Source organism: Ruegeria sp. BHSC276 (assembly GCF_059612945.1).
Genome location: NZ_JBXWRP010000009.1, coordinates 131,709 through 157,312 on the forward strand (window position 1 = coordinate 131,709; position 25,604 = coordinate 157,312).

A 25,604-nucleotide genomic window follows, 5' to 3' on the forward strand; every position below is an offset into this window, starting at 1 on the left:
TGCGCCCCTGAATATGATCGGGTTTTCGCGAGATAATTTCACCTTTCTTTGCTTGATTTACCGAGATCATGGGTCATATGTTCCATCATGATCGAAAAAATAGATCAAATTGACACACGCCTTCTTCGCGAACTGCAAAAGGACGCGACTCTGTCCCAGCGGGAACTGGCCGAGCGTGTCGGCCTGTCTCAAAACGCGTGCTGGCGACGCCTCAAGGCGCTGAACGACGCGGGTGTGCTCACGGGGTCGACAGCCCGGATCGCGCGCGAGAAACTGGGGTTGAACCTGGTGGTGTTCGTGATGCTGCGCACGCGTCACCACTCGGCTGAGTGGCTGAAGGCCTTTCGCAGCCATGTCCTCACCATTCCCGAGGTTGTGGATTTCCACCGGATCGGCGGCGACTATGACTATCAGCTGAAGGTCGTAACGCAGGATATGGCGAGTTATGACAAGGTTTATCAGCGCCTGATCGAGAAGGTCGAGTTGGACAGCGTGACCTCGTATTTCGCGATGGAGGCCATTGCCGAAGGACGACCGCTGCCTCTTTAAACTCTGCGTGGCCGAGGCCGGGCCGATATACGGCCCCGCCGGCCCGCGCGGGGTGTCAGTGATCCGACGCCCGGCCGTTCTTGATTGTGCCGTGATGGGCCGGGACGGCTCGCTCCTTCAGCCAATCCATACCCCCCAGCAGAAGGCCCGAAGCGACCAGAACCGCATGAATCGCAGAAAACCACCGGATCTGCTTGGCATCAACAGGCGCATCCTTTTCCTTGCTGATCTCCATCAACAGCTTCAGAAGATGGATCGCCGAAATTTCCACGATCGAGCCCAGAAGTTTGATCTTCAAGCTCGGAAAAATCGATCTTGTCCAACCAGGCCAGCCAGTCGTCGACGCTGTCCAGATCGAATTTCGACACGAAATTCTCTTAGCCCGACATCAGCACAATGACCATCAGGTTGCCGACCAGACACAGGTCGATCAACGTCAGAGCCGTCAGGATCGCGGTTTCAGCGCTCATCTCCATGGCCTGCGGCAGATAGTGGGCAAGCTCGCGCAGGAACACGACCATCAAAAGACCGATGGTTAGGCCGAGGCCCAGATAGACCTGCGCCATGAGCCAACGCAGCGCACAGATGGTTCGTTCGAGGATATGCTCGATTCTGAGTTTGGCGGGCACGGGACTCCCTTTCCTTGACAGGAAGCGCGCACGGACATGACAACGAAAAGGGCCGCACGCCTTGCAGCGTACGGCCCCAAATTCGCGAATGCCGCCGTCTTAGTTCTTGGCGTAGAATTCGACGACCAGGTTGGGTTCCATCATGACCGGGTACGGCACGTCGCCCAGCGACGGGGTGCGCACGAAGGTCGCGGTCATCTTCGAGTGGTCGACATCCAAGTAATCCGGCACGTCACGCTCGGCCAGGGCAACCGCTTCCAGAACGACGGCCAGCTGCTTGGACTTGTCGCGGACCTCGATCACGTCGCCTTCCTTGACGCGGTAGCTGGGGATGTTCACCCGCTTGCCGTTCACCTTGACGTGGCCGTGGTTCACGAATTGACGTGCGGCGAACACGGTCGGCACGAACTTGGCGCGATAGACCACGGCGTCCAGACGGCGCTCCAGCAGGCCGATCAGGTTTTCACCGGTATCGCCCTTCACACGCTCGGCTTCGGCGTAGATGCGGCGGAACTGCTTTTCGGTCAGGTCGCCGTAGTAGCCTTTCAGCTTCTGCTTGGCGCGCAGCTGCAGGCCAAAGTCCGACAGCTTGCCCTTGCGGCGCTGGCCGTGCTGGCCGGGGCCGTATTCGCGGCGGTTGACCGGGGATTTCGGACGACCCCAGATGTTTTCGCCCATCCGGCGGTCGATTTTGTACTTGGCAGACGTGCGTTTGGTCACGGCTGATCTCCTTCGTTAGGTCGAGGCCCAGCGGGCCACTATGAAGGGCGTTGTCCTCTTGAGGTCTCCCCCATGACAGGCATCCCCTTGCGGGGGCCACCAACACCAATGGAGCCGCGCTTATATCTGCCGAACCTGCAGAGTCAACACGCATGCGTAACAATTCCGCCAAAAGGGTGAACGGCCGGTCTCGGCGGACCAAGGAAATCCGCGCCGAAAACTGCAACCTATATCGCGCAAGCCCGCCCCCGGCCCTTTGCCGCATTCGGCGGGAAAGCAAGCACGTTCGCTTGGGTCGCGCCGTGCGCGTCGGTCCAGGTGACCGCGTTCACCGCGCTGACCCAGAATTCCTGACCACGGGCGGGGCATCCGTTTTCGAAGAACAACACCGGCTCTTTGGCGCCATCGACAAGCGCCAATTCCGCCTCGAAACTCTGAGCGCCATTTGTCAGCACAACCCTGGCAATCGGCGCGTACGGTTCAAACCCGGACAGCTGCGAAACCGACCGTGACTGCGCCGCCCTGCTTGCTGATGCCACCGCTTGCGCGGACATCACGTGCCCGACATCGCGCAGATAGGTGACCCGGCCCATCAAAGACCAGGCGGACCCGACGGTCAAATCGGCCAAGGGCGCCGCTTCCAAACCGTCGATTTCCGTCTGCGACCAAAAAACCGCTGCGCGATTGTCATACTTGGCGTTCATCTGCCTGCCCAAACCTTTTAACGTATCACCCCTTACGCGGGCACACCTATCAAGGAAGAATCGGGCGGAAAAGAGACGGAAATGCAGCTATCACGAAAATGTTGCACCTCTGTCAAATCAAGATGATAATTCCCGCTGCGAAAAACGGATTTTCAGCCCGGGGCGTGCTGCTGCTTGCCCGATGTCTCAACATGGGACTGTCGCGTAGTCATAAATTCCACCGACACGGCGACGCACCCCTCGGACAGCAGAAAGAAAGACCCATGGTCACCAAGGCCGAGCTTGAAAAGCAGGTCGCAGATTTGAAACGCCAGCTCGAAGAACGGTCGAAACAACAGCCCCTAGGCCTCGTTAGAGTCCGACGCGAAGGCCGCGAAAAGCGACCTCTCCGAGAAGCTGCCGGAAACGTTGGACGAATGGTCCAGCGAGCTTGATGACGTCCTGACCGAACTGGATTCGCTGCCCCACAAGAAGGCGATCCTGTTCGCCCTCGGGGTGTGTGCCCTGCGCTACATGATAGGCCGCGCGCCAGGAGGGTGACAGATGAGCCGCATTTCACGAAACGCGTCCATCATTCTGCGAACCGAACGCCTGATTGCCCAGCGCAACCTGACGGTTCTGGCGAAAAGTACGGGCTTTTTCGCAGCCGCGGGGTTGGCGGCGGCGCTGGCCGTCGTGATGCTGAACATCGCGGGCTATTTTGTCCTGACGACCACCATGTCGAAACCGGTGGCCCCTCTGGTCGCTGGGGTGGTCAATCTTGGTGTGGCGTTGGTTTTTCTGGTCGTTGCCAATTCGATCAGCGCCGAAACCGACACCGCGCCGGTGGCCAAGCTGCGCAACATGGCGATCGCGGATATCGAGGCCGAATTTCAGGACACGCCGGCCGAAGCCCGCGATACGGTGCAGGGCCTCAAGGCCGTTTTGCGCGACCCGCTTGGCACCATGACCCCGGGGCTGGCCCGACTGCTTGCCATGCGATTATCCGGCACCTCAAGAAGCGCTAGGACTGAGACTTGGTCGCCGCCCCCGCGCGCGCCCCGAACCTCAGACCGTGGCGCCCTTGATCCGGATGGCGCTGCCCACGGTGCCTGCCAGCAAACCGACCAGAACTCCGATCGACAACTCCAGCGTTTCGACATTGCTGAACTGCCAATTGGCAAAGGCCAGGGTTTCCAGCAAACCCACGGCCGCACACAGAACCGCACCCAGCCACAGCTTGCGCGTCATCATGCCCAGCGCAAGGCCCAGAATGCCGGGCAGGCTCAGGATGTTGCCGCCGATCGTTCCCAAAATCTCAAGCATGCCGTGCCACTCCTAGTCGGTTCTGCTGTTCAGGAATGACCGGATCTCGGCCGCGCCGATACTTTGCGCCACCTCGGTGCCGGTCACCGGCTCCAGCGATGCGACCACTTTCTGATACTCTTACAGATAACCCGGCGGCAGGCTGTGCGCGATGCCCTGGTGGCAGTCGATGCAGGTCATGTTCTCGTCGATCGCACGCTGGTGCTCGTTGGCGCCGCGCGTTTCCTGAATGGTGAAGTCCATGTATTCGAAATTGTGACAGTTGCGGCATTCGCGGCTGTCCGAAGTCTTTATCTTTTTCCAGACAGCCGAGGCCATCTGCAGGCGGTGATCCTCGTATTTCTCGGGCGTGCTGACGGTGCCGACCAGCTCGTGATAGACGTCTTTCACTGCCATGATCTTGGCTTCGATCTTAAAGCTCCATTCCTTGGGCACGTGGCAATTGGAACAGATGACCCGTACGCCGGAGTGGTTGTTGTAGTGGATCGTTTCCCGGTATTGCCAAGGTTGGTTTCCATCGTGTGGCACGAGACGCAGAATTCTTCGGTATTCGTCATCTCAAGCGTCCAGTGGAAACCACCCCAGAACAGGATGCCGGCCAGAAAGCCCGCCAAGACCAGAAAGCCTGCGCTGAACGCGGCGGCCGGTGTCCAGATCCACGCCCAGATGCGGCCGATCAAGCCGCGCTTTTCAGGAGAGTCTGCCATTTCGGGTGCTCCTTTCAGTCCGAAGCTGGATCAGTTTCCGGCCGAGAGCTGGAACAGGTTGTCGATCAGGGCTGGCACATCCGCCTGCGGCACGTGGCACTGGTTGCAGAAATACCGAGTGCCCGCGATCTGATCGAGCTCGTTGCCTTCGCGATCCAGATAGTGGGTCATCGACAGGGTCGGCGCGTTGCGCTCACCGGCCTTGGTCCAGTCGTGGCAGGACAGGTATTGATTGGTGCGGATGTCGATCTGGTACTGGTCGATCTTGTGCGGGATCTACGGCGGCTGCTGGCGATAGTTGCGCTGCATGCGGCCCTCGACGTTGCGGTGGACCTCGTCCAGGATGACGGGCTCATCCACATCCGCACCGCGCGAGGTCGACACCTAGGCGGATTGCGCAAAGGCAAGCCCACCCACAATAAGCACTGGGATCAGGGCCATTGCGCCTGTCGCTATCGATTTTCTCATCTTGGCACTCCCTTATACAGGTCTGGCGGCACGCGCCTGAGGCGCGGCGGCTGGATCGGGTGGCGCGACGTCGGCGTCATCGAACCGGTGGGTAAGTTTGAAGACATCGACCGAGCACACATCGATGCAGCGGCCGCATGTTGTGCAATCGGGCGACAGGATCAGCGGGCTGGATTCCGGCTTGCCCTTCAGTGCGGGCGAGATCACCTGGTTTTCCGGGCAGACCGCATAGCAATCCATGCAGTCATCGCAGGCGGCGTGGTTGGTGGCGCTGACCCGCAGCAGGCTTTTGGCGCCGATCAGGCCGTAGAAGGCCCCGACCGGGCAGATATGGCCACACCAGCCATGCCGAGCCACGAACAGGTCAAAATCAAAAATCGCCACGACCATCGCCCAGAAAAAACCCATGCCAAAGATCAGCCCGCGGTGCAGCATTGTGATGGGGTTCACCAGTTCCCATGCGATTACGCCGGTCAGGGCCGACACGATCAAAACGGTCGCCAATATCCACAGCCGGGTGCTGCGTTTGGGCTGCCAGCCCTTGGGCAGGTCCAGCCGAAGGTGCAGCCAATGCGGGGCGTCCGTAACAGGTTTGATCGGGCACACCCAGGAACAACAGACCCGCCCGCCAATCAGCGCATAGGTCACCAGAACGATCAGCCCGCGGATCAGCGCCAGTGGCCAGCCATCAGCTCCTGCAGCAGGATGAACGGATCAGTCAGCGGCAGCAGGTCCAGCGTCAGCGATCCGGCCAGCGTGCCCTTGACGATCCAGATGCCGAACCACGGCCCCAGCAGGAACAGCGCCAGAAAGAAAACCTGACTGAAGCGCCGCAGCAGCAGGAAACGATGCGCGCCGACCCATCCTTTGACCTCGCGGGCCTCGTGCCCGACGGGCATATGCGCGCGCGCCGTCATTGGCCTGCCCCTGGAAGGTTGTAACCCGGTTCGTACCCGCCCGGTGCGGCAAGGTTGTCCAGCGCCCCGGTCCGGCAGGCCGCGACACAGGGGATGTCTTCGCACATCTCGCAGGGCGCATCGCGAGCGATGAAGTACGGCGTGCCGGTCGCCACCGCATCGAGACCCAACTCGGCCAGCTTCAGCGTTTCACAGGGACAGTCGCGGACGCACAGCCCGCAGCGGATGCAGGCGTCCAGAAAGCCATCTTCGGGCAACGCCCCCGGCGGCCGCAGGGCCTCGGCCGGCAGGGCGCGGGCGTCGCGGGCCAGAAAGGCCAGCAACGACCCGGCGACCAAACAGCCACCCGCCGCGCGCGCCGAATCCTGCAGGAACCGGCGCCGTTGCGGCGAAAGAGGTTTGCCGACCAAAGACATCACACCCGACCTTTGCGACCCCTGCCCTTACGCCCGCTCAACGTTGCAGGCGCATTTCTTGAAGTCCGTCTCTTTCGACAGCGGACAGGTCGCATCCAGTGTCAGCTTGTTGGTCAGCTGGCCCTCGTCGAACCACGGCATGAGCACGAGGCCACGCGGCACTTTGTTGCGCCCGCGGATCTCGACGCGGCTGATCACTTTGCCGCGGCGGGTAGACAGCACGATCTCTTGCCCGCGGCGCACGCCGCGTTCCTTGGCGTCCTCGGGGTGCATGAACACCACGGCGGCGGGGAAGGCGCGGTGCAACTCGGGCACGCGGCGGGTCATCGCCCCGGAATGCCAGTGCTCCAGCACCCGGCCGGTGCACAGCCACAGATCGTATTCCTCGTCCAGCTCCTCGGCCGCCGGCTTGTAGGGCGCAAAGATGATCTTGGCCTTGCCGTCCTTGTGGCCATAGAATTTCACCTCGGCGCCTTCGGGCACATACGGGTCATAGCCTTCGCGGAAGCGAAAGAGCGTCTCTTTCCCGTCCACGACCGGCCAGCGCAGCCCGCGCGCCTGATGATAGGTTTCGAACGGTGCAAGGTCATGCGCCTTGCCGCGGCCAAAGCTGGAATATTCCTCGAACAGGCCCTTCTGGACTTAGAACCCGAAATGCTCGGGTTCGTCGTTGTGGACCCCTTCAGCGGTCTCCGACAGCGGATATTTGTCGACCTTACCGTTGGCGAACAGCACCTCGAACAGGGTCTTGCCGCGATGCTCGGGCATCTTGGCAAGCAGTTCTTCGTCCCAGACCTCCTCGACGGTGAAGCGTTTCGAGAACTCCATCTGCTGCCACAGGTCCGACTTGGCATCGCCCGGGGGCCTTGACCTGCTTACGCCAGAACTGGGTGCGGCGTTCGGCGTTGCCATAGGCGCCCTCCTTCTCGACCCACATGGCGGTGGGCAGGATCAGGTCGGCCGAAACCGCGGTGACGGTCGGGTACGGGTCCGACACGACGATGAAGTTGTCGGGGTTGCGATAGCCGGGATAGCCCTCTTCGTTCATGTTGGGCGCGGCCTGCATGTTGTTGTTGCACGGCACCCAATAGACGTTCAGGTCGCCATCCTTCAGTTTGCGGTGCTGCAGAACCGCGTGGAAACCCAGCTTGGCCGGGATGGTGCCTGCGGGGATGTTCCAATTGGTCTCGGCGATCTTGCGGTTCGGATCGGCATATTCCTTGGCCAGTCGCTCGAGCTGGCTCGCCGGCACGCCCGACAGCTCGGACACGTATTCCAGCGTGTAATCCGCGACCGAGGCAGAATATTCCTCGAACGAGATCGGCTCCAGCTTGCCCGAGTCCGGATGCGCCGCGGCCTGTTGCAGCGGGTGGGTCTCGCGCAGGCCGTAGCCGATGTCGGTGGCGGTCTTGGTGATGTTGACGTGGTTCTTGACGAAGTCCTCGTTCACCGCGCCGGTCTGGATGATGTAGTTGGCGATGTAGTTCAGGATCGCCGGGTCGGTCTGCGGCTTGAAGATGATGCCGTTGTCGGCCAGCTCGAACGAGCGGTGCTCGAAGGTGGACAGCACATGCACCTGCGCGCCGGCTTGGTCAGGCGCGTATCAGTCAGGCGCGACCACCGAATCGGGTGCATCTCGGCCATGTTCGAGGTCGTCATAGCAGCCCATGGGTCCGTCGATGCCGAAGGGCGCATGAAGCCCACCACGGCCGAGGCCATGCAGTGCCGCGCGTTCGGGTCGATGTTGTTCGATCGGAACCAGGCCTTCATCAGCTTGGCCGCGGCATAGCCCTCCCACACGGTCCACTGCCCTGAGCCGAACATGCCCACGATGGTCGGACTTTTCTTGACCAGCGCCTCTTTCCACTTCTGGGCCATCACGTCGAAGCCTTCGTCCCAGCTGACGGGCTAGAACTCGCCGTTCTTGTCCTAGACGCCGTTCGACTTGCGCAGCAGTGGGGTGGTCAGACGGTCCTTGCCGTACATGATCTTGGACAGGAAATAGCCCTTGATGCAGTTCAGCCCCCGGTTCACCGGCGCGTCCGGGTCGCCCTGGGTGGCGACCACGCGGCCATCCTTGGCGCCCACCAGAACCGAGCAGCCCGTACCGCAGAACCGGCACGGTGCCTTGTCCCAGCGGATGTCGGCATTGGCGACTTGGGCCGCAGCCTGGCCCGTTGCCATCGGGATACCGGCCGCAGACGCTGTCGCGGCGGCAGTTGCTTTCAGAAACGTGCGGCGAGATTCGGAAATGATCATGACGAGGGCCGCCGGCTGGAATCTTGGCTGGGAGTTTCAGGACGCGGGCGGGTCGCCGCGAGATCTTCGAAATGGTGATAGGTCAGGGACACGACCCCGGGGATCTGGTGCAGGTCCATGATCGTCTCCGAGGCTAGGCGTTCGGGCGTATCCTCGACGATCACCACGAACCGGCCATCCTCGGCCTCGGCATGGATTTCGACCCCGTCGAACCCGGCAATTGCCGACCGGGCCGAGGCGGTGTAGGTCGGCGCGAGATGAACCAGGCATCCGCAGATATTCATTCGGCGGCCTCCAGATGTTGTGCCCGCTGCAACGTGATCGCGCCCGCAGGACATGCGGTGGCGCAGGCTCCGCAGCCGATGCAGGCGTCTTCGTTCAGGACGGGGTCGGCCAATCCGCCGGTCTTCAAACGAAACCCGATGGCGCCCTGGTCGCAACAGTCCTGACAGATCCGGCAGCTGACCGCGTTCATAGACAGGCTGGTAGCGGCCACCTGCGCGCGCCACGGCCATAGGCAAACCGGGCCAGGTCCAGCGCCTTGGTCTTGCACACATTGGTGCAGTCGCCGCAGAAGGTACAGCCCGCATCCTGCGGCTGGAAAACCGGCAGGCGCGGGCGTTCAGCACCAGACCCTTCTCGGGGCAAGCCGCGACACAGTCGCCGCAACTCGTTCAGAGATCGGGGAAATTGTCGCGGTCCGCTCCCGGCGGCCACATTGCTCCGTCGTCTTCGCAAGACAGGCGCACCGTCAGGAACACCCGCCTGCTTGCGACTGCAGACATGTGCCGCCTACCAGTTTGTTCAACATGCGTGGTACTCCGTTCGTGCTGCGTGCATAGTCTGCGCGAGTCAATGTCGACTTAATCTGGATCAAGTCGCAGCCGGTATTGCCCTGACAAATCGACAGGCCTGCACTCAGGTTTTTGCAAGGCTGAGAGCTTGGAATCTGCCTGTAGGTATGGCTCGGTCTCGGGAAGGGCGCCCCAGTAAATGCATAGACATCATACGCCTTTGGCACGAAAAATGCAGACTCGGCCCTGTGTTCTGGTCTAGGCTGCGCTTGGGTGGATGCTTCTGAGGGCCCCGATGTCTGGCGACCTGAAGGAATGGCTGAGCGCGCTTGGGTTGTCGGACTACGCCCAGGCGTTCACGGACAACAAGATCGATCTGGCGATCCTTCCCGAATTGACGGGAGAGGACCTGCGCGAGATCGGCGTCACCGCCGTGGGCGACCGCCGGCGGCTGCTGCGCGCCATCGCCGAACTGGATGAACCCGAAACCGTTACCCCCTACCAGCCTGCGACCGCGCCGGAACCGGCGAGACGGCAGGTCACCGTTCTGTTCGCCGACCTGACCGGGTTCACGAAACTGTCCAGCGAGCGCGACGCCGAGGACATCCACGCCCTTTTGAACGCATTCTTCGGCAAGGTCGATCGCGCGGTCGAAAAGTACGGTGGCCGGATCGACAAGCATATCGGCGACGCCGTGATGGCCGTGTTCGGAGCGCCGATCTCGCATACCAACGACACCGAACGGGCCGCACGCGCCGCGCTGGAGATCCACGCCGCCTTGCCCACGCTGGACCCGCCGCTGTCGTGCCATATCGGCATCGCCTCGGGGCAGGTCATCGCCAGCAACACCGGCAGCGCGGCCCATACCGAATACACGGTGACGGGCGACGGCGTGAACCTGGCCTCGCGCCTGACCGATATCTCGGCCCCGGGCGAGACACTGGTGTCGCACGACATCCAGAGGGCCCTGGGGCCGCTGTTCGTCGGCGAGGCGATCGGCACGAAGGCCATCAAGGGCCTGAACAAGGATGTCGAAGTCTGGCGCCTGGATCGCCTGACCCGGAACATCCGCGCGCGCCGGCACAAGTTCATCGGACGCGCCCGCGAGCTGTCGCTGTTCTCGGCCACATTCGACCGCTGCAAGCAACACGGCAAGGGCGAGGTGCATATCGTTCTGGGCGAACCCGGCATCGGCAAGACCCACTTTTCCGAACAGGTGGCGGACCTGGCCGAAAGCCTGTCCTACGCCGTGCATTCCGGCGTGGTGATGGATTTCGGGACCCGCGAAGGGCATTCCGCCATCCAGTCCATCGCCCGAAGCCTGATGGGACTGGACCCATCGGACGCCCGCGGTGCAGGAGCCGACGCCGTCCGGCAAGCCATCGACCGGGGCTGGGTCAGCCCGGCCGGTTCGGCCCATCTGAGCGCCCTGCTCGACCTCGAACAAGAGCCCGGCCTGGCCGAGGTGTATGCGGCGATGGACAACGCCGCGCGCATGCGCGGCCGGCGTCAGGTAATCGAAGATCTGCTGAGGGCCCGCAGCCGCGAGACCCCCCTGCTGATCCAGGTCGAGGACATCCACTGGGCCTCGCCCGAGATCCTGACCCAATGCTGCCAGATCGCTGCGGCAACGCGGGATCTGCCCTGTGTCCTTCAGATGACAAGTCGGGTGGAAGGCGATCCGATTGATCGCGATTGGGAAATGGCCACCGACGGCGCGCTTATCTCGAAACTGGAATTGTCCCCGATGGGTGACGCGCAGGCCCGCATGCTGGTCGAGGAATTCACTGCCATCGACCCCGCGCTTCTGGAAACCTGCGTTCAGCGTGCGGGCGGCAACCCCCTGTTTCTTGAACAATTGCTGCGCAACATCGATGCCCTGACCCGCGAAACCGTTCCGGGCAGCATCCAGGGTATCGTGCAATCGCGGCTGGACGGGCTGGACCGGAGCAGCCGGGCGGCGATCCAGTCGGCCTCGGTTCTGGGGCAACGGTTCTCGCCCGAGGTTCTGAGCTTTCTGCTGGGCGAAGATCAACTGGACATCTCGACCCTGACCCGCACCGCGCTGATCCGCGAAACCGGGTCCGATCTGATGTTCGCTCACGCCCTGATCCGCGACGGCTCGTACGCGACGCTGGTCAAATCCGAACGCGCCCGGCTGCATGAACAGGCCGCCCGGTGGTACGAAGGCAAAGACGCCACCTTGCGGGCAAGGCATCTGGACCGGGCCGGCGCCCCGAATGCGGCCCTGGCCTATCTGGAGGCGGCAGAAAACCTGATCCAGTCGTTCCAGTTCGACGATGCCAATCCCCTGATCGAGCGCGCCCTCGAATTGCCTGCCTCGCCGGACGTTCGGCTGGACCTGTACTGCGCACGCGCCGAAATCCACCGGCTTCAGGGGCTGTCCGACGACGCCCTGCGGGAATTCAGCGAAGCGGCGGCGCTGGCCGACAGCGACGAACAGATCTGCCGGGTCCATATCGGCCTGGCCCAGGCCGCCCGTCAGGCCAGCCGGTATCAGGATGCGCTGAACAGCCTGGAGATTGCCGAAGCCGCCGCCAGACGCAGCGGTCTGGAACGGGATCTGGCGCAGATCAACTATGTGCGGGGCAACATCTATTTCCCGCTCGGCCGGGTTCAGGACGCCATGGACAGCAACGAAATCGCCCTGAAGCTGGCCCGCAAGCTGGGATCGGCGCGGCTGGAGGTCGGCGCGCTCAGCGGCTTTGGCGACGCCAATTTCATGAACGCGACCATGCAGACGGCTGCCACATTTTACACGCAGGCGGTCGAGCGGGCACGCGAACACGGTCTGGTGCGCGATCTGGCAGCCAACCTGCACAATCTGAGCGTTGCCCGCAGCTACTCCGGAGACGTCGCCCAGGGCCGCGCCGACGCGCAGGAAGCCATCGAGATCAGCCAGAAATACTTTGCCTTCGTCCCCGAATGCGTGGCCCAGACCTGTCTGGGTGTGGCCTGTACTTTTCAGGGAGACCTCGACGGCGCGCGTGACGCATTCGCCCAATCTGCCGCGATCGCCCAGCGCGTTGGGGCCAAACGGCTTGAGGCGCAGGCGCTGGAGCATCTTGCCCGGACTCAGGCCTATATCGGAGAGGTCAGCGCGGCGCGCGAAACGGGGGGACAGGCCGTTGACATCGCGTTGGAACACGGACGCAACTTCGTCGGCCCCAAAGCCCTTTCGGCACTGGCGCTGGCGCTGGATGATCCCGATCGGCAAGACGATCTGCTGGCGCAGGGCGCCGCCATCATCGCCGAGGGTTGCGTGGGCCACAGCCACCTACATTTCTATACCGACGCCAGCGCGGTGATGCTGGCGCGGCACGACTGGGACCGCGCGGTTGCCTTCGCCGACGATCTTGCGACCTTTACCGCCTCGGAACCCCTGCCGATGGTCGATCTGTCCATCCGCCAGACCCGTATCCTGGCCGAGGCCGGACGCGCCGGGATGGACCCCCGCACCCATGCGGAATTCGACGCGCTGCAATCCGGGTTCGCACAGATGGGCATATCGCGGTCGTTGACCGGCAGCCTGGATTTCCTGGCGCCGGAACCCGCGGAGTGACAGATACATCAGACCGAAAGGGCCCGGATGACGATCGAAAAAAAGGTTTGGCTGTTGTCGGGCATCCTGTCCGCCGTCTTGATGCTGGTTCTGTTCAAGCTCTGGGTCGCGTTGAACCGGTTTGACAACGATCCAACGCAATTGCCGGATGTGGCCGCCGTCGATACCTTTCTGGCCGGGCTGGACAACGCGCCGGACCTGCGGGTCAAGACCGGCATCTTCATCAAGAGCTTCAGCTTCGAAGGCGCCAGCGACGTGCGGGTCTCGGGCTATGTCTGGCAGCACTATCTGGATGGCGAACACGATGCGATCCGGCCGGACCGGGACGAGGTGGGCTTTCTCCTGCCCGAAGCGGTCGATGTCGCGAATGGCGTGATCCAAGAGGCCTACCGAATGAAAAGGGACGGCAGTACGCTGATCGGGTGGTATTTCGAACAGACCCTGCGCCAGTCTTTCGACTACACCAGCTATCCGTTCGATCACAAAACCGTCTGGGTCCGGTTCTGGCCGGGGCGCTTCGACGTCAACGTGGCATTGGTACCGGATTTCACCGCCTACCCCGCCACGGGACCGCAGGACATCTTTGGCATCGACAACCGCATCGTCATGGGGACGTGGGAGCGTGAGAACACCTATTTCGACTACAAATTGTCCGATCTGGATACGACGCTGGGCATCGGCGAGAACGAGTTTCAGACCAATCTTCCGGAACTGCACTATAATTTCGTCATCAAACGCAATTTCGCCAACGCTTTCGTGGTGCACATGATTCCGCTGATCGTGGTGACGATGCTGCTGTTCGGCGCGGTGATGACCGTTACGCGCAAGCCCAGCCTGGTCGAGCGGCACGATTTCAGCACATCGGGCGTGATCGGAACCTGCTCGGTCCTGTTCTTCGTGATCCTGCTGGCCCATGTGCAACTGCGCGAAGGCTTTGCCGGGTCGCCGGTCATCTACATGGAATCGTTCTTTTTCCTGATGTATTTCATGCTGCTGGCTGTCTCGGTGAACACCTATCTGTTCGCCTCGGAATCCGCGCCGTCGCTGTGGGTCATCCACTACAGGGACAATCTGATCCCAAAGGCCGCCTTCTGGCCCTTCGTCCTGATCTGCATGATCGCGATCACCGGCTGGAACCTCAGCGTGAAGGCGCGACCGGCCACCGGCGCGCCCCCGGCAGTGGCGCACCAGAGCGGTTAGGTCACCGCCTCGTACCCCGGCTTCAGTGTGCCCGTCGCCATGTCGATCGTATACTCGTCCACCAACTCGGACGTGCCGCGCTCCAGATCGGCCAGGTATTTTTCCGGATTGGCGATGACATAGACATAGGCGGGCTTTTTCACGCCATCCATCAGAACGTTGATCCGCTTGCGGACATAGACGTTGTCGGCCGCGCCCGGCCCGTGAAAGCCCTCGAGCTTGTCCAACTCCTTCAACCCGCCCGAGGTGACCCGATAGACCTCGCCCTTGATCGGACGCCCGGTGCCCTTGCGGTCGACCAGCGTGGCCATGCGGTGCAGATAGGCACAGTTCGGGTTGTCACAGAACGGCTCCTTGGGAACGATCAGGGGCATCGGCTGCCGGGTGATCGCAGGCCCGACCAGATCATCCAGCACATCCGCATGCGCGTCGTGGTTCGGAAATCCTTTCTTGAGCGATCCGTAGGTGAAGTACAGATAGGTCTTCTCGCGGTCTTCGATCAGGTCGTCTTCGTCTTCCACTTCTTCCGGCTCTGACAGGCCATGGGTGTTGGCCCAGTTTTCCAACATTGCGCGGATCTCGTCCGACACCCTGATGCCCCTGGAACGCACCGGATCCTGCAGGAAATGGATCAGCGGGCTTGCATCGATGCTATCCGCCGCCAGCAGGGTTGCGACCATCTCGGCCGAGTTGTTCATCGCCGCCACATGCAGGCTGGTAAAGCCGTGATCGTTGGTTGCGTTCACGTTGATACCGCGGGCGATCAGGGCCTTGGCGGCCTCGATGTCCGGCTTGCCCAGGTCCTGCCCGTTCTCGGTCAGTTCGCCCTCGCCGCCGGCTGCATAGTGCAGCAGCGTGTCGCCGTTGTTGTCGTCCACGATGTCGATGCCGGCAATCCCGTCGTCGATAGCCTTGAGCACGGGTTCCCACCGCTTGAAATCGTCCGAGGCCGCGGCCTCCTGCGCCCATTTGCAGATGTTGTGTTCGTGGTTTTCCAGCTCTTCGAACGCTTCTTCCAACACCTCCATGATCTGGTCGGGCGTGGCCATCATTCCGATGCCCATCATCCCGTTCGAAAGGCGCCCCTTGCGGGGACCGACAAGATCGATCCCCAGATCGCGCAGCTTTTCGACGTTTTTCTGGGTGGTGACGTTGTTCCACATGTTGGTATTACAGGCCGGGCAGAGGATCGCCGGCTTGTTGCGGTACTGCCAGGCCACAAAAACCGAGGTCAGCAGGTTGTCTGCAATGCCGTTGGCGATTTTACCCATCGTGTTGCAGGTGACCGGCGCGACGATCACGCAATCGGCCCAGTCGCACAAAGCCAGATGCGAGGCGCGCAACGGCATGGCAAACTCGGTATAGCGGAAATTCCACTCGTCATCGTCACGGTAGTAATCGTTGTGGGTGATGTAGTCCTCGACCTTCTGGGTCTTGGACTTTTTGCGGTTCCGCTTTGCTTTCCGGGCCTCGGCGTCCTTGTCGGATCCGATGTCGCGAAAGAATTTCTCGGCGGCGACCGAGGGGATCAGTTTAACGTTGTGGCCCGCCTTGGTGATCCGGGCGACAAGTTCCGGCACCTTGTCGGCCGCGGACGAGCCGCAGGCGCACAACAGAACGTTCCGCCGCCCGTTCGGCGGCGCGGTCAACCCGCCCTTGGGGTAGCCGAAGATGTTCTTGTCGAGGCTCGGCGACTCTTGGCGCAGCAAGACCGGCAGACCAGCCTTCTTCATCTCTTCCTGCAGGCTGCCGTCCAAGATCATGTCGACGATGTCGCTGCGCTTGCCCAGACATTTCCCCTTGAAGAAAAGATAAGGCACCTTTTCCTTACTGCTTTCCGCCACCAGTTGCCGGCGCATTTTCATGGCATTGGCCCCGTGCCCAGCGACATCGACAAGCCTAACGGAGGTCGCGCCGATATTGGCCAGGATGTTCTTCAACATATGCGACCACGGGTCCTCGTCCTCGTAAAACAGAACCAGCGGGTTCTCTCGGACAATCCGCGCCACGTCGCTGGGGTCTTCCGGGGGCTGGGTCTCCTCGATCACCAGCATGGCCGGGCTTTTCAGGTCGCGCAGCCCGCGAAAGATATGCCCCCGCGGCGCCTGCCAGACCTGCGACGTGGCCGGGCTCATATCGACGACGGTGACAAGGTCGGCCTTTTCGTCATATGCGATGCACAGGCACCAGAACTCTTCCAGCAGCGCCGTCTCGCGGAACACGTTTTCAGGCGGCCGGATCACCTCGAACCCCAACACGCGGTTGAAGTCGATGTTGATCATCAGGTGGCGCCCCTCATGTTCGTTCAGACTGCGCAGCTGATCCCGGAACCAGTCTTGCGGCGATCTTTTGTCCTTCCCGGGTCGCTCCGCATAGCTGCGGAACGTGCTGCCGATATGCACCTCGGAAGTGCCGGCCAGATACCGTTGGGCCATCTCGCTCATCTTCTTGGCGGTCGATACCCGGCTCAGCGCCTCGGTGTACGAGGTCTGGGTCGCGATCAGCAGCTTGTCTTCGGTGACCTGGACATCGCCAAGAATCTGCAGGCTTTCGGCCAGAACGCCTAGACTGTTCATGTTCGGGCTGGCCCGCCGGAACAGGTTGCGGCGTTTCTTGGGGTCTCGGGCCAGATACCGGGTGCTGTCCACGTAGTTGCAGTCCTGACGGAAGGTCTGCAACGTCGTCTTGACCGCCTCGCGCGCGGAAAACCGCAACAGACCGCGCGCCCGCATTGACGTACCGTCTCGGTCGGACATGGCTGCGTACAAGCGGTCGATCGTGGTGACCCACAGCTTGCCGTATTTTTCGGGATGCACGTCCATCATGTGCACCAGACCGGTGCTGGGGTTGCACTTGGCGATCACCGCGAAATGGCCGCCGGGCATGGTGGGCTTGCCATGCGCGACCCCAACCTGAAAATTCGCCACCAGAATGTCGTTGTCCCCGCCCAGGCGATTGGATTCGTCAATCGCCTCAAGCAGCAGCGGCACTGAGGTCGTGGCCTCGTCCATGAAATAGGCCTGGACCTGCACCAGGTCGCGCAGACCCTGCGAATGGATATAGGTGCAGGCCACGTCGAACAGTTCACCCAGCGAGATGCCGTCATTGACGACAAAGCTGGTGGGTAGTTCGCAGACCCGGAAGATGTCGTTCACCTCGCAACTGAACCCCAGCGCCGACATGCTCAGCGCGGCCGCGGTCACGCTGCAGCAGTTGATCGGCTGCTGGAAATTCTGCAGGTGCACGCTGACCAGATCGCCGAACAGGGTCGCGAAACACTCGGCGCGGATCTCGGACGGAATTTCATGCCACTTGCCGCGCGAGAGATAGGCGATCCGCGTCCCCGGCAGCGCGACGGCCTGCAGACTGACAGGGAGATCCGGGATTTCAAGATGTTCCTCATAGAAATAGTCACCATCATCGGCCGTCGCCAGGTTGACCCCGCCCTGCCGCAGCTTCACGATCCCTTCCAGCACGACATACATTCCGTCCGGCGCAAGGACCGCATCCTCGGTCACCTCGAACAATTCAAAACGGCTCTGCAACTGGTCGGGGTTTTTCTTAGCCAAGTCGCTGGGCAGAACGGCAAAGATCTTGCTCCAGTCTTCCGCAGTGGCGTTGATCGGCTTAGAATTTGAAATCGCTTCCGTGGTCATGGCCGTTCCCTTCCCCAAACAAATGGCGCAATCTCTTGTGTCGGGTTTTCACGTTCCAGAAATCGGAAACGGCGGATCTGCCCAATCGTAAGGCCCAGACCCGCGGACCGGCAAATGAAAGTGCCACCTTCAAATTACGCACACGCTAAATGAGCCATATCGCGCTAGATTAATGCATAATGGCAGCAAAATCACTGATATTTGTTCCTTATATGTCTGCTCAGGATCCGCCCGCGACAGGCGTGTTGATTGCGCCAACGTTGCTGTTAGCCTCGTGATCGCCGCCAGCGCACGCAACAAACGGAGCCAAGATGTCAGATCACGGATACGAGACCGGTCGCCTGAACCTGCCTTTCGTGGGCATTCCGACCTTTGCGAAGAAACCCTATGTGCAGGATTGGGACCGGATCGACGCGGATGTAGCCATTCTGGGCGCTCCTTTCGACTTTGGATGCCAGTACCGCAGTGGCGCCCGTTTCGGCCCGAGGGCGGTGCGCGAGGCCTCGACCCTGTTCAGCTTTGGCCATGCAGGCGCCTATGACCACGAAGACGACGCCACCTATCTGGGCAGCGACGTGCGCATCGTCGATCTGGGCGATGCCGACATCATCCACACGCGAACCGAAGCCAGCCATGCCAACATCGAACACGGGGTGCGCAAGATACTGAAGGCAGACGCGCTGCCGGTCGTGATCGGCGGCGATCATTCGGTCAACATTCCCTGCATCAACGCCTTTGCCGATGATTGCGCCCGCAACGGACCGATCCATGTGATCCAGATCGACGCCCATCTGGACTTTGTGGACGAGCGGCACGGCGTGACGGCCGGACACGGCAACCCGATGCGGCGCGCGATCGAGAAGCCCTATGTCTCGGGCATGACGCAACTGGGCATTCGCAACGTCTCGTCCACCGCTCGGGACGGATACGAAGACGCACGCGCCCGCGGGTCCGACATCCTGTCGGTCCGGCAAGTGCGCAAGTTGGGAACACCAGCAGTTCTCGACCGCATTCCCGCCGGGGCACGGTATTATGTGACGATCGATATCGACGCCTTCTGCCCCTCGATCGCGCCAGGCACCGGAACGCCCAGCCATGGCGGATTTCTGTACTATGATGTGCTGGAACTGCTTCAGGGGCTGGCCCGCCACGGCAATGTCGTCGGCATCGACCTGGTCGAGGTTGCTCCGGCCTATGACCCAACGGAAAGCACCCAGATTCTGGCCGCGCAAATTCTGCTGAACTTTTTAGGCTTCATCTTTCACGAAAGGACCTAGAACCCGAATGGCTGGAGTCAGGTCAACCCGGACAGATCGGCTGCCGGGCTCTGGCGCGTCAGGTCGAACCGTCGCGTGCCGGTTTCGGACCGGACGAGCACAACCAGACGGCGGGCCTTGGGGAATCGGTCGAAATAGGCGGTGCGCAGGGCGCTGATCGCGCTGATGTCGCGGCAACGGATCAGATACTCGGCCTCGAACTCGGGCGCCTTGCGGCCCTCGCCGCCGGGCGTTTCGACAAGCGCCACATTGGCGGAAACTGTGACGCAGTCCGCCTCGGGCGCCACGACAAAAAGTTTTAGCGGCAGCGAGAGTTCCGAGACCGCCGCCGCCACCTGGGCCCGCTGGGCATTGTCGCCCGCGGGCAGGTCGAAGCCGACGATATCCAGACCGGGCACCGAGAGAGACAGTGTAAGGTCCATGGCGTGGATGCCGATCTTAAGCGTTGCGGGACCCGTTTCGCTTTTGGCCTCCTGCGCCCGGGATGCGGTGGACAGAACCAGCAAAGAAACCACCAGATACTTGAACACGACCGGCACCACTCACCCCGAAATCACCGTATCATTCTACCCGGCCCGGACCGTCAGGCAATAAAGAACGGCGGGTCTCAGCCTCGCCGGATATGGGGAGGCGAGTGAGGCGGGCCATGCAAAGCCCAGGCATCGCCGCGCCCGAAAAGCTGACAAAAAACTCAGATTGACATACCTGACAATTTAACTCAGTAATTCGGTGCCGCGCATCGACTTCGCGCGCCGAATTTTCATTGAAACAGGACTCCGAAAATATGCCCCGTTTTCTTTCCGCCGCCAGCACCTTGACCTTGCTGATCGCCTCGGCCGCATCAGCCGCAGGCGCTCCGGCGACCTCAGCCGTGCTGGACACCTATGCCGATATCGCCCAAGCCACTTACGAAGACAGCCTGACCGCAGCCAACCGCCTGCGGGCGGCCGTGGGTGCGTTGATCGAACGCCCTTCGGCCCAGACCATGCAGGCCGCCCGCGCGGCTTGGATCGCGGCTCGGGTGCCCTATCAACAATCCGAGGTCTTTCGGTTCGGCAACCCGATCGTCGATGACTGGGAAGGCAAGGTGAACGCTTGGCCGCTGGACGAAGGCCTGATCGACTATGTCGATGCGGCCCATGGCGGGGCCACCGACGAAAACGCGCTTGCGGCCCTGAACGTGATCGCCAACCCGACCTTCCAACTGTCGGGAGAAACCATCGATGCAAGCGAGATCACCCCGACTCTGCTGGCCGAAACCCTGCACGAGGCGGACGGGATCGAGGCCAACGTGGCCACCGGATATCACGCCATCGAGTTTCTGCTGTGGGGACAGGACATGAACGGCCATGGTCCCGGCGCCGGAAACCGCCCGTGGACTGACTATGCGCAGGGCGATGCCTGCACCAACGGGAACTGCGACCGGCGTGCGCAATACCTTCAGGCCGCAACCGATCTGCTGGTCAATGACCTGGAATGGATGGCCACCCAATGGCACGATGGCGGCGCCGCCCGCGCAGCCCTGTTCGAAAATGAAGGCGCTGGTCTGACCGCGATTCTGACCGGGATGGGGTCGCTGTCCTACGGCGAACAAGCCGGTGAGCGGATGCGCCTGGGCCTGATGCTGAACGACCCGGAAGAGGAACATGACTGTTTCTCGGACAACACCCACAACAGCCACTACTATGACGGGCTGGGCATCCAGAACGTGTATCTGGGCAGCTATGTCCGCATCGACGGCACGTTGGTTTCCGGTCCCTCCCTGTCGGATCTGGTTCTGGCCTCGGCCCCTGAACTGGACGACGAGATGAAGACCAAGCTGGCCAACACGATGCAGGCCCTGGGCCGGATCAAGACCACGGCCGAAGCCGGGCTGGCCTATGACCAGATGCTCGAACGCGGCCATGCGGGTGGCGAAGCGCTGATCATGGGGGGCGTCAACGCCCTGATCGACCAGACCAAGACCATCGAGCGGATCGTGACAGCGCTGGATCTGGACCAGATCGCGTTCGAGGGGTCTGACAGCCTCGACAACCCTGATGCCGTTTTTCACTGAAACGCCACCAGCCAGAGCGCGGCAGATCCGCAAGCGATCTTCACGCCGGGAAAAATCTACCACGCTCTGGGGAAATCGGCAGATTGCGGCGGCTGCATGCCACTGTTTCTCGAAACGATGCGCACAACCGATACCCTTGGGGTGCCCATGCAACTCCGGACTCTTCGTGCGGGGTCAACACAGGAGAGCGTAAATGAAAGGCGATCCAAAGGTCATCGAATACCTCAACACGTCCCTGCGGCATGAACTGACGGCGGTCAACCAGTACTGGCTGCACTACCGCCTGCAAGAGGACTGGGGCCGGGGCCACATGTCCAGGAGAAGCCGCGAGGAAAGCATCGAAGAGATGCAGCACGCGGACAAGCTGATCGCACGGATCATCTTCCTGGGCGGCCACCCCAACCTGCAGAAGCTCGACCCGCTGCGTATCGGTCAGACGACCAAGGAAACGCTGGAATGCGACCTGCCGGCCGAGATCGACGCTCGGGCCTTGCACAAGGAAGCGCGCGAATACTGCCAACAGGCCGGCGACTTTGTGTCGATGGCGCTGTTTGAACAACTCATGGCGGACGAGGAAGGGCATATCGATTTCCTCGAAACCCAGCTTGACCTGTATGAAAGGCTTGGCGAAGCAAATTATGCGCAACTCAATACATCGAAAATGGACGAGGCCGAATAAGGCGGGCCTCTTCGTGGTGGCCGTTCTTGCAGCCACCCCCTCCCTGTCTCAGGATCTGCGGGACACCCACCTGACCCCTCTCCCCCGAACCGACGCTGAAAGGGCACGTATCGCCGCAGCCACCGCGGCGCCGTCGGATTTCACGCAGCCCCAGCGCTACGAAGACCTGCCGGCAGGCGCCGCGACGGTGCGCGCTCGTGCCGATGCGGATGCGTTCTCGCAACCCTCGGCCAACCTGAGCTTTGAGCAGGAGCTGGATTTCAAGGTCGGCAACGGGCTGTTCAATAAGGTCTGGGTGTCGGCCCCGTCCTCGACCCTGGCCTCGGACGGGCTGGGACCGCTGTTCAACGCGCGGTCGTGCCAGCGCTGTCACATCAAGGACGGGCGTGGCCACCCCCCTGCCGGACCCGAGGACAACGCCATTTCGATGTTCCTGCGCGTTTCCATCCCCGGGACGCCCGCAGACGCGCCGGAAGGGATCGAGGGTTATCTCGCCACCCTGCCCGAACCCACCTATGGCGGCCAAATGCAGGATTTTGCCCTGCCCGGCCACAAGGCCGAGTACCGGCTGGACATCACCTACGAGGAGATACCGGTGGAGTTGTCCGGCGGCGAAACCGTGTCGCTGCGCAAGCCCACCTACAGAGCGGCCGATCTGGGTTATGGGCCTTTGCACCCTGACGCGATGCTCAGCCCGCGCGTTGCGCCGCAAATGATCGGTCTGGGCCTGCTCGAGGCGATCCCGGCCGAGGACATCCTGGCCCAGGCCGACCCGGAAGATACCGATGGAGACGGGATCTCGGGGCGGCCCAACATCGTGTGGTCGAGGGAATTCGGCGAACCCATGCTGGGCCGGTTCGGGCTTAAGGCGGGCATGCCGACGATCATGGAGCAGTCAGCCGCAGCCTTCGCCGGCGATATCGGCATTTCCAGCCCGCTCTACCCCGCGCCCTTTGGCGACTGCACCCCGGCGCAGGCCGATTGCCAGGCCGCCCCGCATGGTGACGGCGACGAACGCGGCTTCGAGATCGACCAGCAGGGCATGGATCTGGTGGCCTTCTACAGCCGCAACCTGGGCGTTCCCGCCCGGCGCGATGTGGATGACCCGCAGGTTCTGCGCGGGAAAGAGGTGTTCCACACCATTGGCTGCGCGTCCTGTCACACGCCCGCTTTCGTCACCCACCGCCTGCCCGACCGGCCCGAGCACAGTTTCCAGCTGATCTGGCCCTACACGGACCTGCTGCTGCACGACATGGGCGAGGGACTGGCCGACAACCGCCCCGAGGCCCGCGCCACGGGCCGCGAATGGCGCACCGCGCCACTATGGGGCATCGGCCTGACCGAACGGGTCTCGGGGCACACTCAGTTCCTGCATGACGGCCGCGCGCGCTCGCTTCTCGAAGCGGTCCTGTGGCACGGGGGCGAGGCCCAAGCCGCGCGCGAAGCGGTCGTTTCCATGCCCAAGCCCGACCGCGATGCGTTGATCCGGTTCCTCGAAAGTCTGTGACCGATGCGCCTGATTGCCGTGATCCTTTCCGCATTGATCCCGCTCTGCACGGTGGCACAGAACCGCGATGCGGTCCTGGTCGACGTAACCAAGGCCCATGTCCTGCCGCGTTTCGACCACCTTGTCGAAGCGACGGCCACGCTGGATGCCACTGCTCGCGCCGACTGCGCGCCGGGGTCCGCCGATCTGCGCGCGGCCTATCACGCCGCCTTCGACGCCTGGATATCCGCCAGCCACCTGCGGTTCGGCCCGACCGAAGTCGGTAACCGTGCCTTTGCCCTGGCCTTCTGGCCCGACAGCAAAGGGTTCACGCCCAAGGCGCTGTCGGCGATGATCGCGGCCGAAGACCCGGCCATTGCCGACCCCGATGCCTTTGCCGAAACCTCGATCGCCGGGCGCGGATTCCTCGCGCTCGAGAGGATGCTGTACGACCCGGCCTTTGCCGATCAGGGCGATGCGGCCTATCGCTGCGGGTTGATCCGCGCCATCGCCGCCGACATCCATCGCACCACCCGGGCCATCGACCGGGACTGGCACGGCTATGCCCGCATCATTACCCAACCCGGGCCGGACAGCCCCTATCGGTCGTCCAACGAAGCCCTGCAGGAGCTCTACAAGGCCCTTGTCATCGGGCTCGAATTCACGGCCGATACCCGTCTGGGCCGCCCGATGGGCAGTTTCGACCGCCCCCGCCCCAACCGGGCCGAGGCCCGCAGGTCGCTGCGGTCTCTGCGGCATGTGGAACTGTCGCTGGTGGCGCTGCGCGATCTGGCGGCGCGACTGGCGGCCGACCACCCGCAGATTGCGGCCTCGCTGGACGATGCCTTTGCCCGCAGCATCGCCCGGGCGCAGGCGCTGGATGATCCCGCGCTGGCCGGCGTGGCCGAGCCACAGGGGCGGTTTCGGGTCGAGGCGCTACGGCAGTCGATCAACGACATCCGCAGCCTTGCCGCCGCACAGCTGGGTCCGACCCTGGGTATCAGCGCCGGGTTCAATTCGCTGGACGGAGACTGACCCATGACCAGCCGCCGAGGATTTCTGGCCGGTCTGGCAGCCGCCGCTCTTGCCCCCCTGCCTGGCTGGGCGTCGGTCGGCTCGCCCGACTTTCTGTCAGCCGCCTTGTTGAAAGATGGGTTGTACCGCTTGGTCGGGTTGACCAGTTCAGGGGAGGTTCGGTTCTCGATCCCCCTGCCCGACCGCGGGCACGCCGCCGCCGCCCATCCGCATCTCGCGCGGGCCGTTGCATTCGCGCGCCGTCCGGGGCGGTTTGCGCTGGTGATCGATTGCGCGACCGGGGACCAACTGGCCCGGCTCAAGGCGCCGGACGGGCGTCATTTCTATGGCCACGGCGCGTTTTCGTCCGACGGCCGCCGTTTGTTCACCACCGAAAACGACTACGAGGCAGGCACCGGGGTCATCGGCGTCTGGGACGCGGCCGAGGGCTATGCCCGGATGGGCGAGTTTTCTTCGTCTGGGGTCGGCCCCCATGACGTGGTATTGATGCCCGACGGCAAGTCTCTGGCCATCGCCAACGGCGGCATCGAAACCCATCCGGACACAGGGCGCACCAAGCTGAACCTGCCGACCATGCGCTCGAACCTGACCTATGTCAGCCTCGACGGATCGGTTCTGGAGCAGGTCGAACTCCCCGCGGCGCTACACAAGAATTCGATCCGACATCTGGCCGTTCGCGCGGATGGCCTGCTGGCCTTTGCAATGCAGTGGCAGGGCGACTTCTCCCACAAGCCGGCCCTGCTGGGGCTGCATCGGCGGGGTGGCCGTTACCACCTGCTGTCTGTGCCGGAAGACATACAGGCGACGCTAGCCGGCTATGCGGGCAGTGTCGCCTTTTCCGCCGAGGGACGACAGGTCGCCATCACCTGCCCGCGCGGCAACGCGCTGCTCGTCTTTGATGCCGAGGCGGTCCGTTTTGACCGCGCCCATTCGTTCAGCGACGTGTGCGGGTTGGGCCCTGGGCCATCCGGCTTTGTCTTTACCACCGGGCACGGCGATGTGGGGCATTTGGCTGGGCCAACCCCGGCGGTATCGGCCCATCCTCGGGTCCACTGGGACAACCATCTGGTTCCCATTCGACCCGTGATCTGAATTGGGCTAACCTCCGAAACAGATTACACTTGGAAGAATCGAACGGCTGCCGTATTGGCGGGCGGAATTTTC

The 25,604-nt window shown here is 62.5% G+C and carries 23 protein-coding genes and 2 pseudogenes; 11 read left to right on the plus strand and 14 right to left on the minus strand.

Going from position 1 to position 25,604, the window contains the following annotated elements; translation table 11 throughout:
- Positions 1-87 precede the first annotated feature (87 nt).
- Positions 88-549: an Lrp/AsnC family transcriptional regulator gene (locus tag AC2FMD_RS15500; RefSeq protein ID WP_496687204.1), complete on the plus strand. Its 462-nt coding sequence runs from the start codon at positions 88-90 to the stop codon at positions 547-549.
- A 55-nt stretch (positions 550-604) separates the two neighbouring features.
- On the opposite strand, the gene AC2FMD_RS15505 is transcribed toward AC2FMD_RS15500, so the two are convergent.
- From AC2FMD_RS15505 to AC2FMD_RS15520, 4 genes are all read right to left on the minus strand, one after another.
- Positions 605-847, minus strand: coding sequence for a hypothetical protein (locus AC2FMD_RS15505; protein ID WP_496795224.1), 243 nt, complete (start codon positions 845-847; stop codon positions 605-607).
- Positions 848-926: 79 nt separating this feature from the next.
- Positions 927-1,178, minus strand: a complete 252-nt coding sequence (locus AC2FMD_RS15510) for a YqhA family protein (RefSeq protein WP_496678650.1) — start codon at positions 1,176-1,178, stop codon at positions 927-929.
- Between the two features lie 99 nt (positions 1,179-1,277).
- The gene (gene rpsD / locus AC2FMD_RS15515) at positions 1,278-1,898 is read right to left on the minus strand and encodes a 30S ribosomal protein S4 (protein WP_005981478.1); all 621 of its coding nucleotides are present in this window, start codon (positions 1,896-1,898) and stop codon (positions 1,278-1,280) included.
- Between the two features lie 227 nt (positions 1,899-2,125).
- On the minus strand, positions 2,126-2,491 hold the full coding sequence (locus AC2FMD_RS15520) for a hypothetical protein (protein WP_496743579.1): 366 nt from the start codon (positions 2,489-2,491) through the stop codon (positions 2,126-2,128).
- Positions 2,492-3,010: 519 nt separating this feature from the next.
- Between AC2FMD_RS15520 and AC2FMD_RS15525 the strand changes: the two genes are divergently transcribed.
- Entirely contained in the window at positions 3,011-3,142 is a 132-nt protein-coding gene (locus tag AC2FMD_RS15525; protein WP_496678654.1) for a hypothetical protein, read from the plus strand.
- Positions 3,143-3,145: 3 nt separating this feature from the next.
- Positions 3,146-3,946, plus strand: coding sequence for a hypothetical protein (locus AC2FMD_RS15530; RefSeq protein ID WP_496795225.1), 801 nt, complete (start codon positions 3,146-3,148; stop codon positions 3,944-3,946).
- An 81-nt stretch (positions 3,947-4,027) separates the two neighbouring features.
- On the opposite strand, the pseudogene AC2FMD_RS15535 reads toward AC2FMD_RS15530, so the two are convergent.
- The 8 genes and pseudogenes from AC2FMD_RS15535 to AC2FMD_RS15570 form a co-directional block, all read right to left on the minus strand.
- Positions 4,028-4,614 (minus strand): annotated as a pseudogene (locus tag AC2FMD_RS15535) (NapC/NirT family cytochrome c).
- A 30-nt stretch (positions 4,615-4,644) separates the two neighbouring features.
- Positions 4,645-4,890 (minus strand): nitrate reductase cytochrome c-type subunit, encoded by a 246-nt coding sequence (locus tag AC2FMD_RS15540; protein WP_496795232.1) that lies wholly within the window; start codon positions 4,888-4,890, stop codon positions 4,645-4,647.
- A gap of 204 nt (positions 4,891-5,094) precedes the next feature.
- Complete coding sequence (gene napH, locus AC2FMD_RS15545) at positions 5,095-5,730, minus strand: quinol dehydrogenase ferredoxin subunit NapH (RefSeq protein WP_496743143.1); 636 nt, start codon at positions 5,728-5,730, stop codon at positions 5,095-5,097.
- 20 nt (positions 5,731-5,750) lie between these two features.
- Positions 5,751-5,999 carry a hypothetical protein gene (locus tag AC2FMD_RS15550; protein WP_496795226.1) on the minus strand — a complete coding sequence of 83 codons (249 nt, stop codon included), beginning with the start codon at positions 5,997-5,999 and terminating at the stop codon, positions 5,751-5,753.
- Positions 5,996-6,415 carry a hypothetical protein gene (locus AC2FMD_RS15555; RefSeq protein ID WP_496795227.1) on the minus strand — a complete coding sequence of 140 codons (420 nt, stop codon included), beginning with the start codon at positions 6,413-6,415 and terminating at the stop codon, positions 5,996-5,998. Before AC2FMD_RS15555 ends, AC2FMD_RS15550 begins: the two co-directional genes overlap by 4 nt.
- Before the next feature lie 27 nt (positions 6,416-6,442).
- Positions 6,443-8,674, minus strand: a pseudogene (locus AC2FMD_RS15560) (molybdopterin-dependent oxidoreductase).
- Entirely contained in the window at positions 8,671-8,958 is a 288-nt protein-coding gene (locus tag AC2FMD_RS15565; protein ID WP_496743139.1) for a chaperone NapD, read from the minus strand. Before AC2FMD_RS15565 ends, AC2FMD_RS15560 begins: the two are co-directional and overlap by 4 nt.
- Positions 8,955-9,170, minus strand: coding sequence for a 4Fe-4S binding protein (locus AC2FMD_RS15570; protein WP_496683424.1), 216 nt, complete (start codon positions 9,168-9,170; stop codon positions 8,955-8,957). The genes AC2FMD_RS15565 and AC2FMD_RS15570 overlap by 4 nt, the downstream gene beginning before the upstream one ends.
- 593 nt (positions 9,171-9,763) lie before the next feature.
- Here AC2FMD_RS15570 and AC2FMD_RS15575 point away from each other — a divergent pair.
- Complete coding sequence (locus tag AC2FMD_RS15575; RefSeq protein ID WP_496795228.1) at positions 9,764-13,051, plus strand: adenylate/guanylate cyclase domain-containing protein; 3,288 nt, start codon at positions 9,764-9,766, stop codon at positions 13,049-13,051.
- A 27-nt stretch (positions 13,052-13,078) separates the two neighbouring features.
- Positions 13,079-14,251: a hypothetical protein gene (locus AC2FMD_RS15580; RefSeq protein WP_496687194.1), complete on the plus strand. Its 1,173-nt coding sequence runs from the start codon at positions 13,079-13,081 to the stop codon at positions 14,249-14,251.
- On the opposite strand, the gene AC2FMD_RS15585 is transcribed toward AC2FMD_RS15580, so the two are convergent.
- The gene (locus AC2FMD_RS15585) at positions 14,248-17,907 is read right to left on the minus strand and encodes a flavoprotein (protein ID WP_496743136.1); all 3,660 of its coding nucleotides are present in this window, start codon (positions 17,905-17,907) and stop codon (positions 14,248-14,250) included. The genes AC2FMD_RS15580 and AC2FMD_RS15585 overlap by 4 nt on opposite strands.
- A gap of 311 nt (positions 17,908-18,218) precedes the next feature.
- Between AC2FMD_RS15585 and speB the strand changes: the two genes are divergently transcribed.
- Positions 18,219-19,184 (plus strand): agmatinase, encoded by a 966-nt coding sequence (gene speB / locus AC2FMD_RS15590; RefSeq protein WP_496683415.1) that lies wholly within the window; start codon positions 18,219-18,221, stop codon positions 19,182-19,184.
- 17 nt (positions 19,185-19,201) lie between these two features.
- Here the strand turns inward: speB and AC2FMD_RS15595 are convergent, their stop codons facing one another.
- Complete coding sequence (locus AC2FMD_RS15595) at positions 19,202-19,714, minus strand: ZrgA family zinc uptake protein (RefSeq protein WP_496795229.1); 513 nt, start codon at positions 19,712-19,714, stop codon at positions 19,202-19,204.
- A 254-nt stretch (positions 19,715-19,968) separates the two neighbouring features.
- On the opposite strand from AC2FMD_RS15595, the gene AC2FMD_RS15600 reads away from it, so the two are divergent.
- The 5 genes from AC2FMD_RS15600 to AC2FMD_RS15620 all read left to right on the plus strand — a co-directional run bounded on the left by AC2FMD_RS15600 (position 19,969) and on the right by AC2FMD_RS15620 (position 25,532).
- A complete protein-coding gene (locus tag AC2FMD_RS15600) occupies positions 19,969-21,240 on the plus strand; it encodes an imelysin family protein (RefSeq protein WP_496711302.1) in 1,272 nt (423 codons plus the stop codon).
- 193 nt (positions 21,241-21,433) lie between these two features.
- The gene (gene bfr / locus AC2FMD_RS15605) at positions 21,434-21,919 is read left to right on the plus strand and encodes a bacterioferritin (protein ID WP_496743131.1); all 486 of its coding nucleotides are present in this window, start codon (positions 21,434-21,436) and stop codon (positions 21,917-21,919) included.
- Positions 21,920-21,935: 16 nt separating this feature from the next.
- Entirely contained in the window at positions 21,936-23,426 is a 1,491-nt protein-coding gene (locus tag AC2FMD_RS15610) for a di-heme oxidoreductase family protein (protein ID WP_496795230.1), read from the plus strand.
- Positions 23,427-23,429: 3 nt separating this feature from the next.
- Complete coding sequence (locus tag AC2FMD_RS15615; RefSeq protein WP_496711304.1) at positions 23,430-24,440, plus strand: imelysin family protein; 1,011 nt, start codon at positions 23,430-23,432, stop codon at positions 24,438-24,440.
- Positions 24,441-24,443: 3 nt separating this feature from the next.
- Positions 24,444-25,532 (plus strand): DUF1513 domain-containing protein, encoded by a 1,089-nt coding sequence (locus AC2FMD_RS15620; RefSeq protein WP_496743128.1) that lies wholly within the window; start codon positions 24,444-24,446, stop codon positions 25,530-25,532.
- Positions 25,533-25,604: the final 72 nt, after the last annotated feature.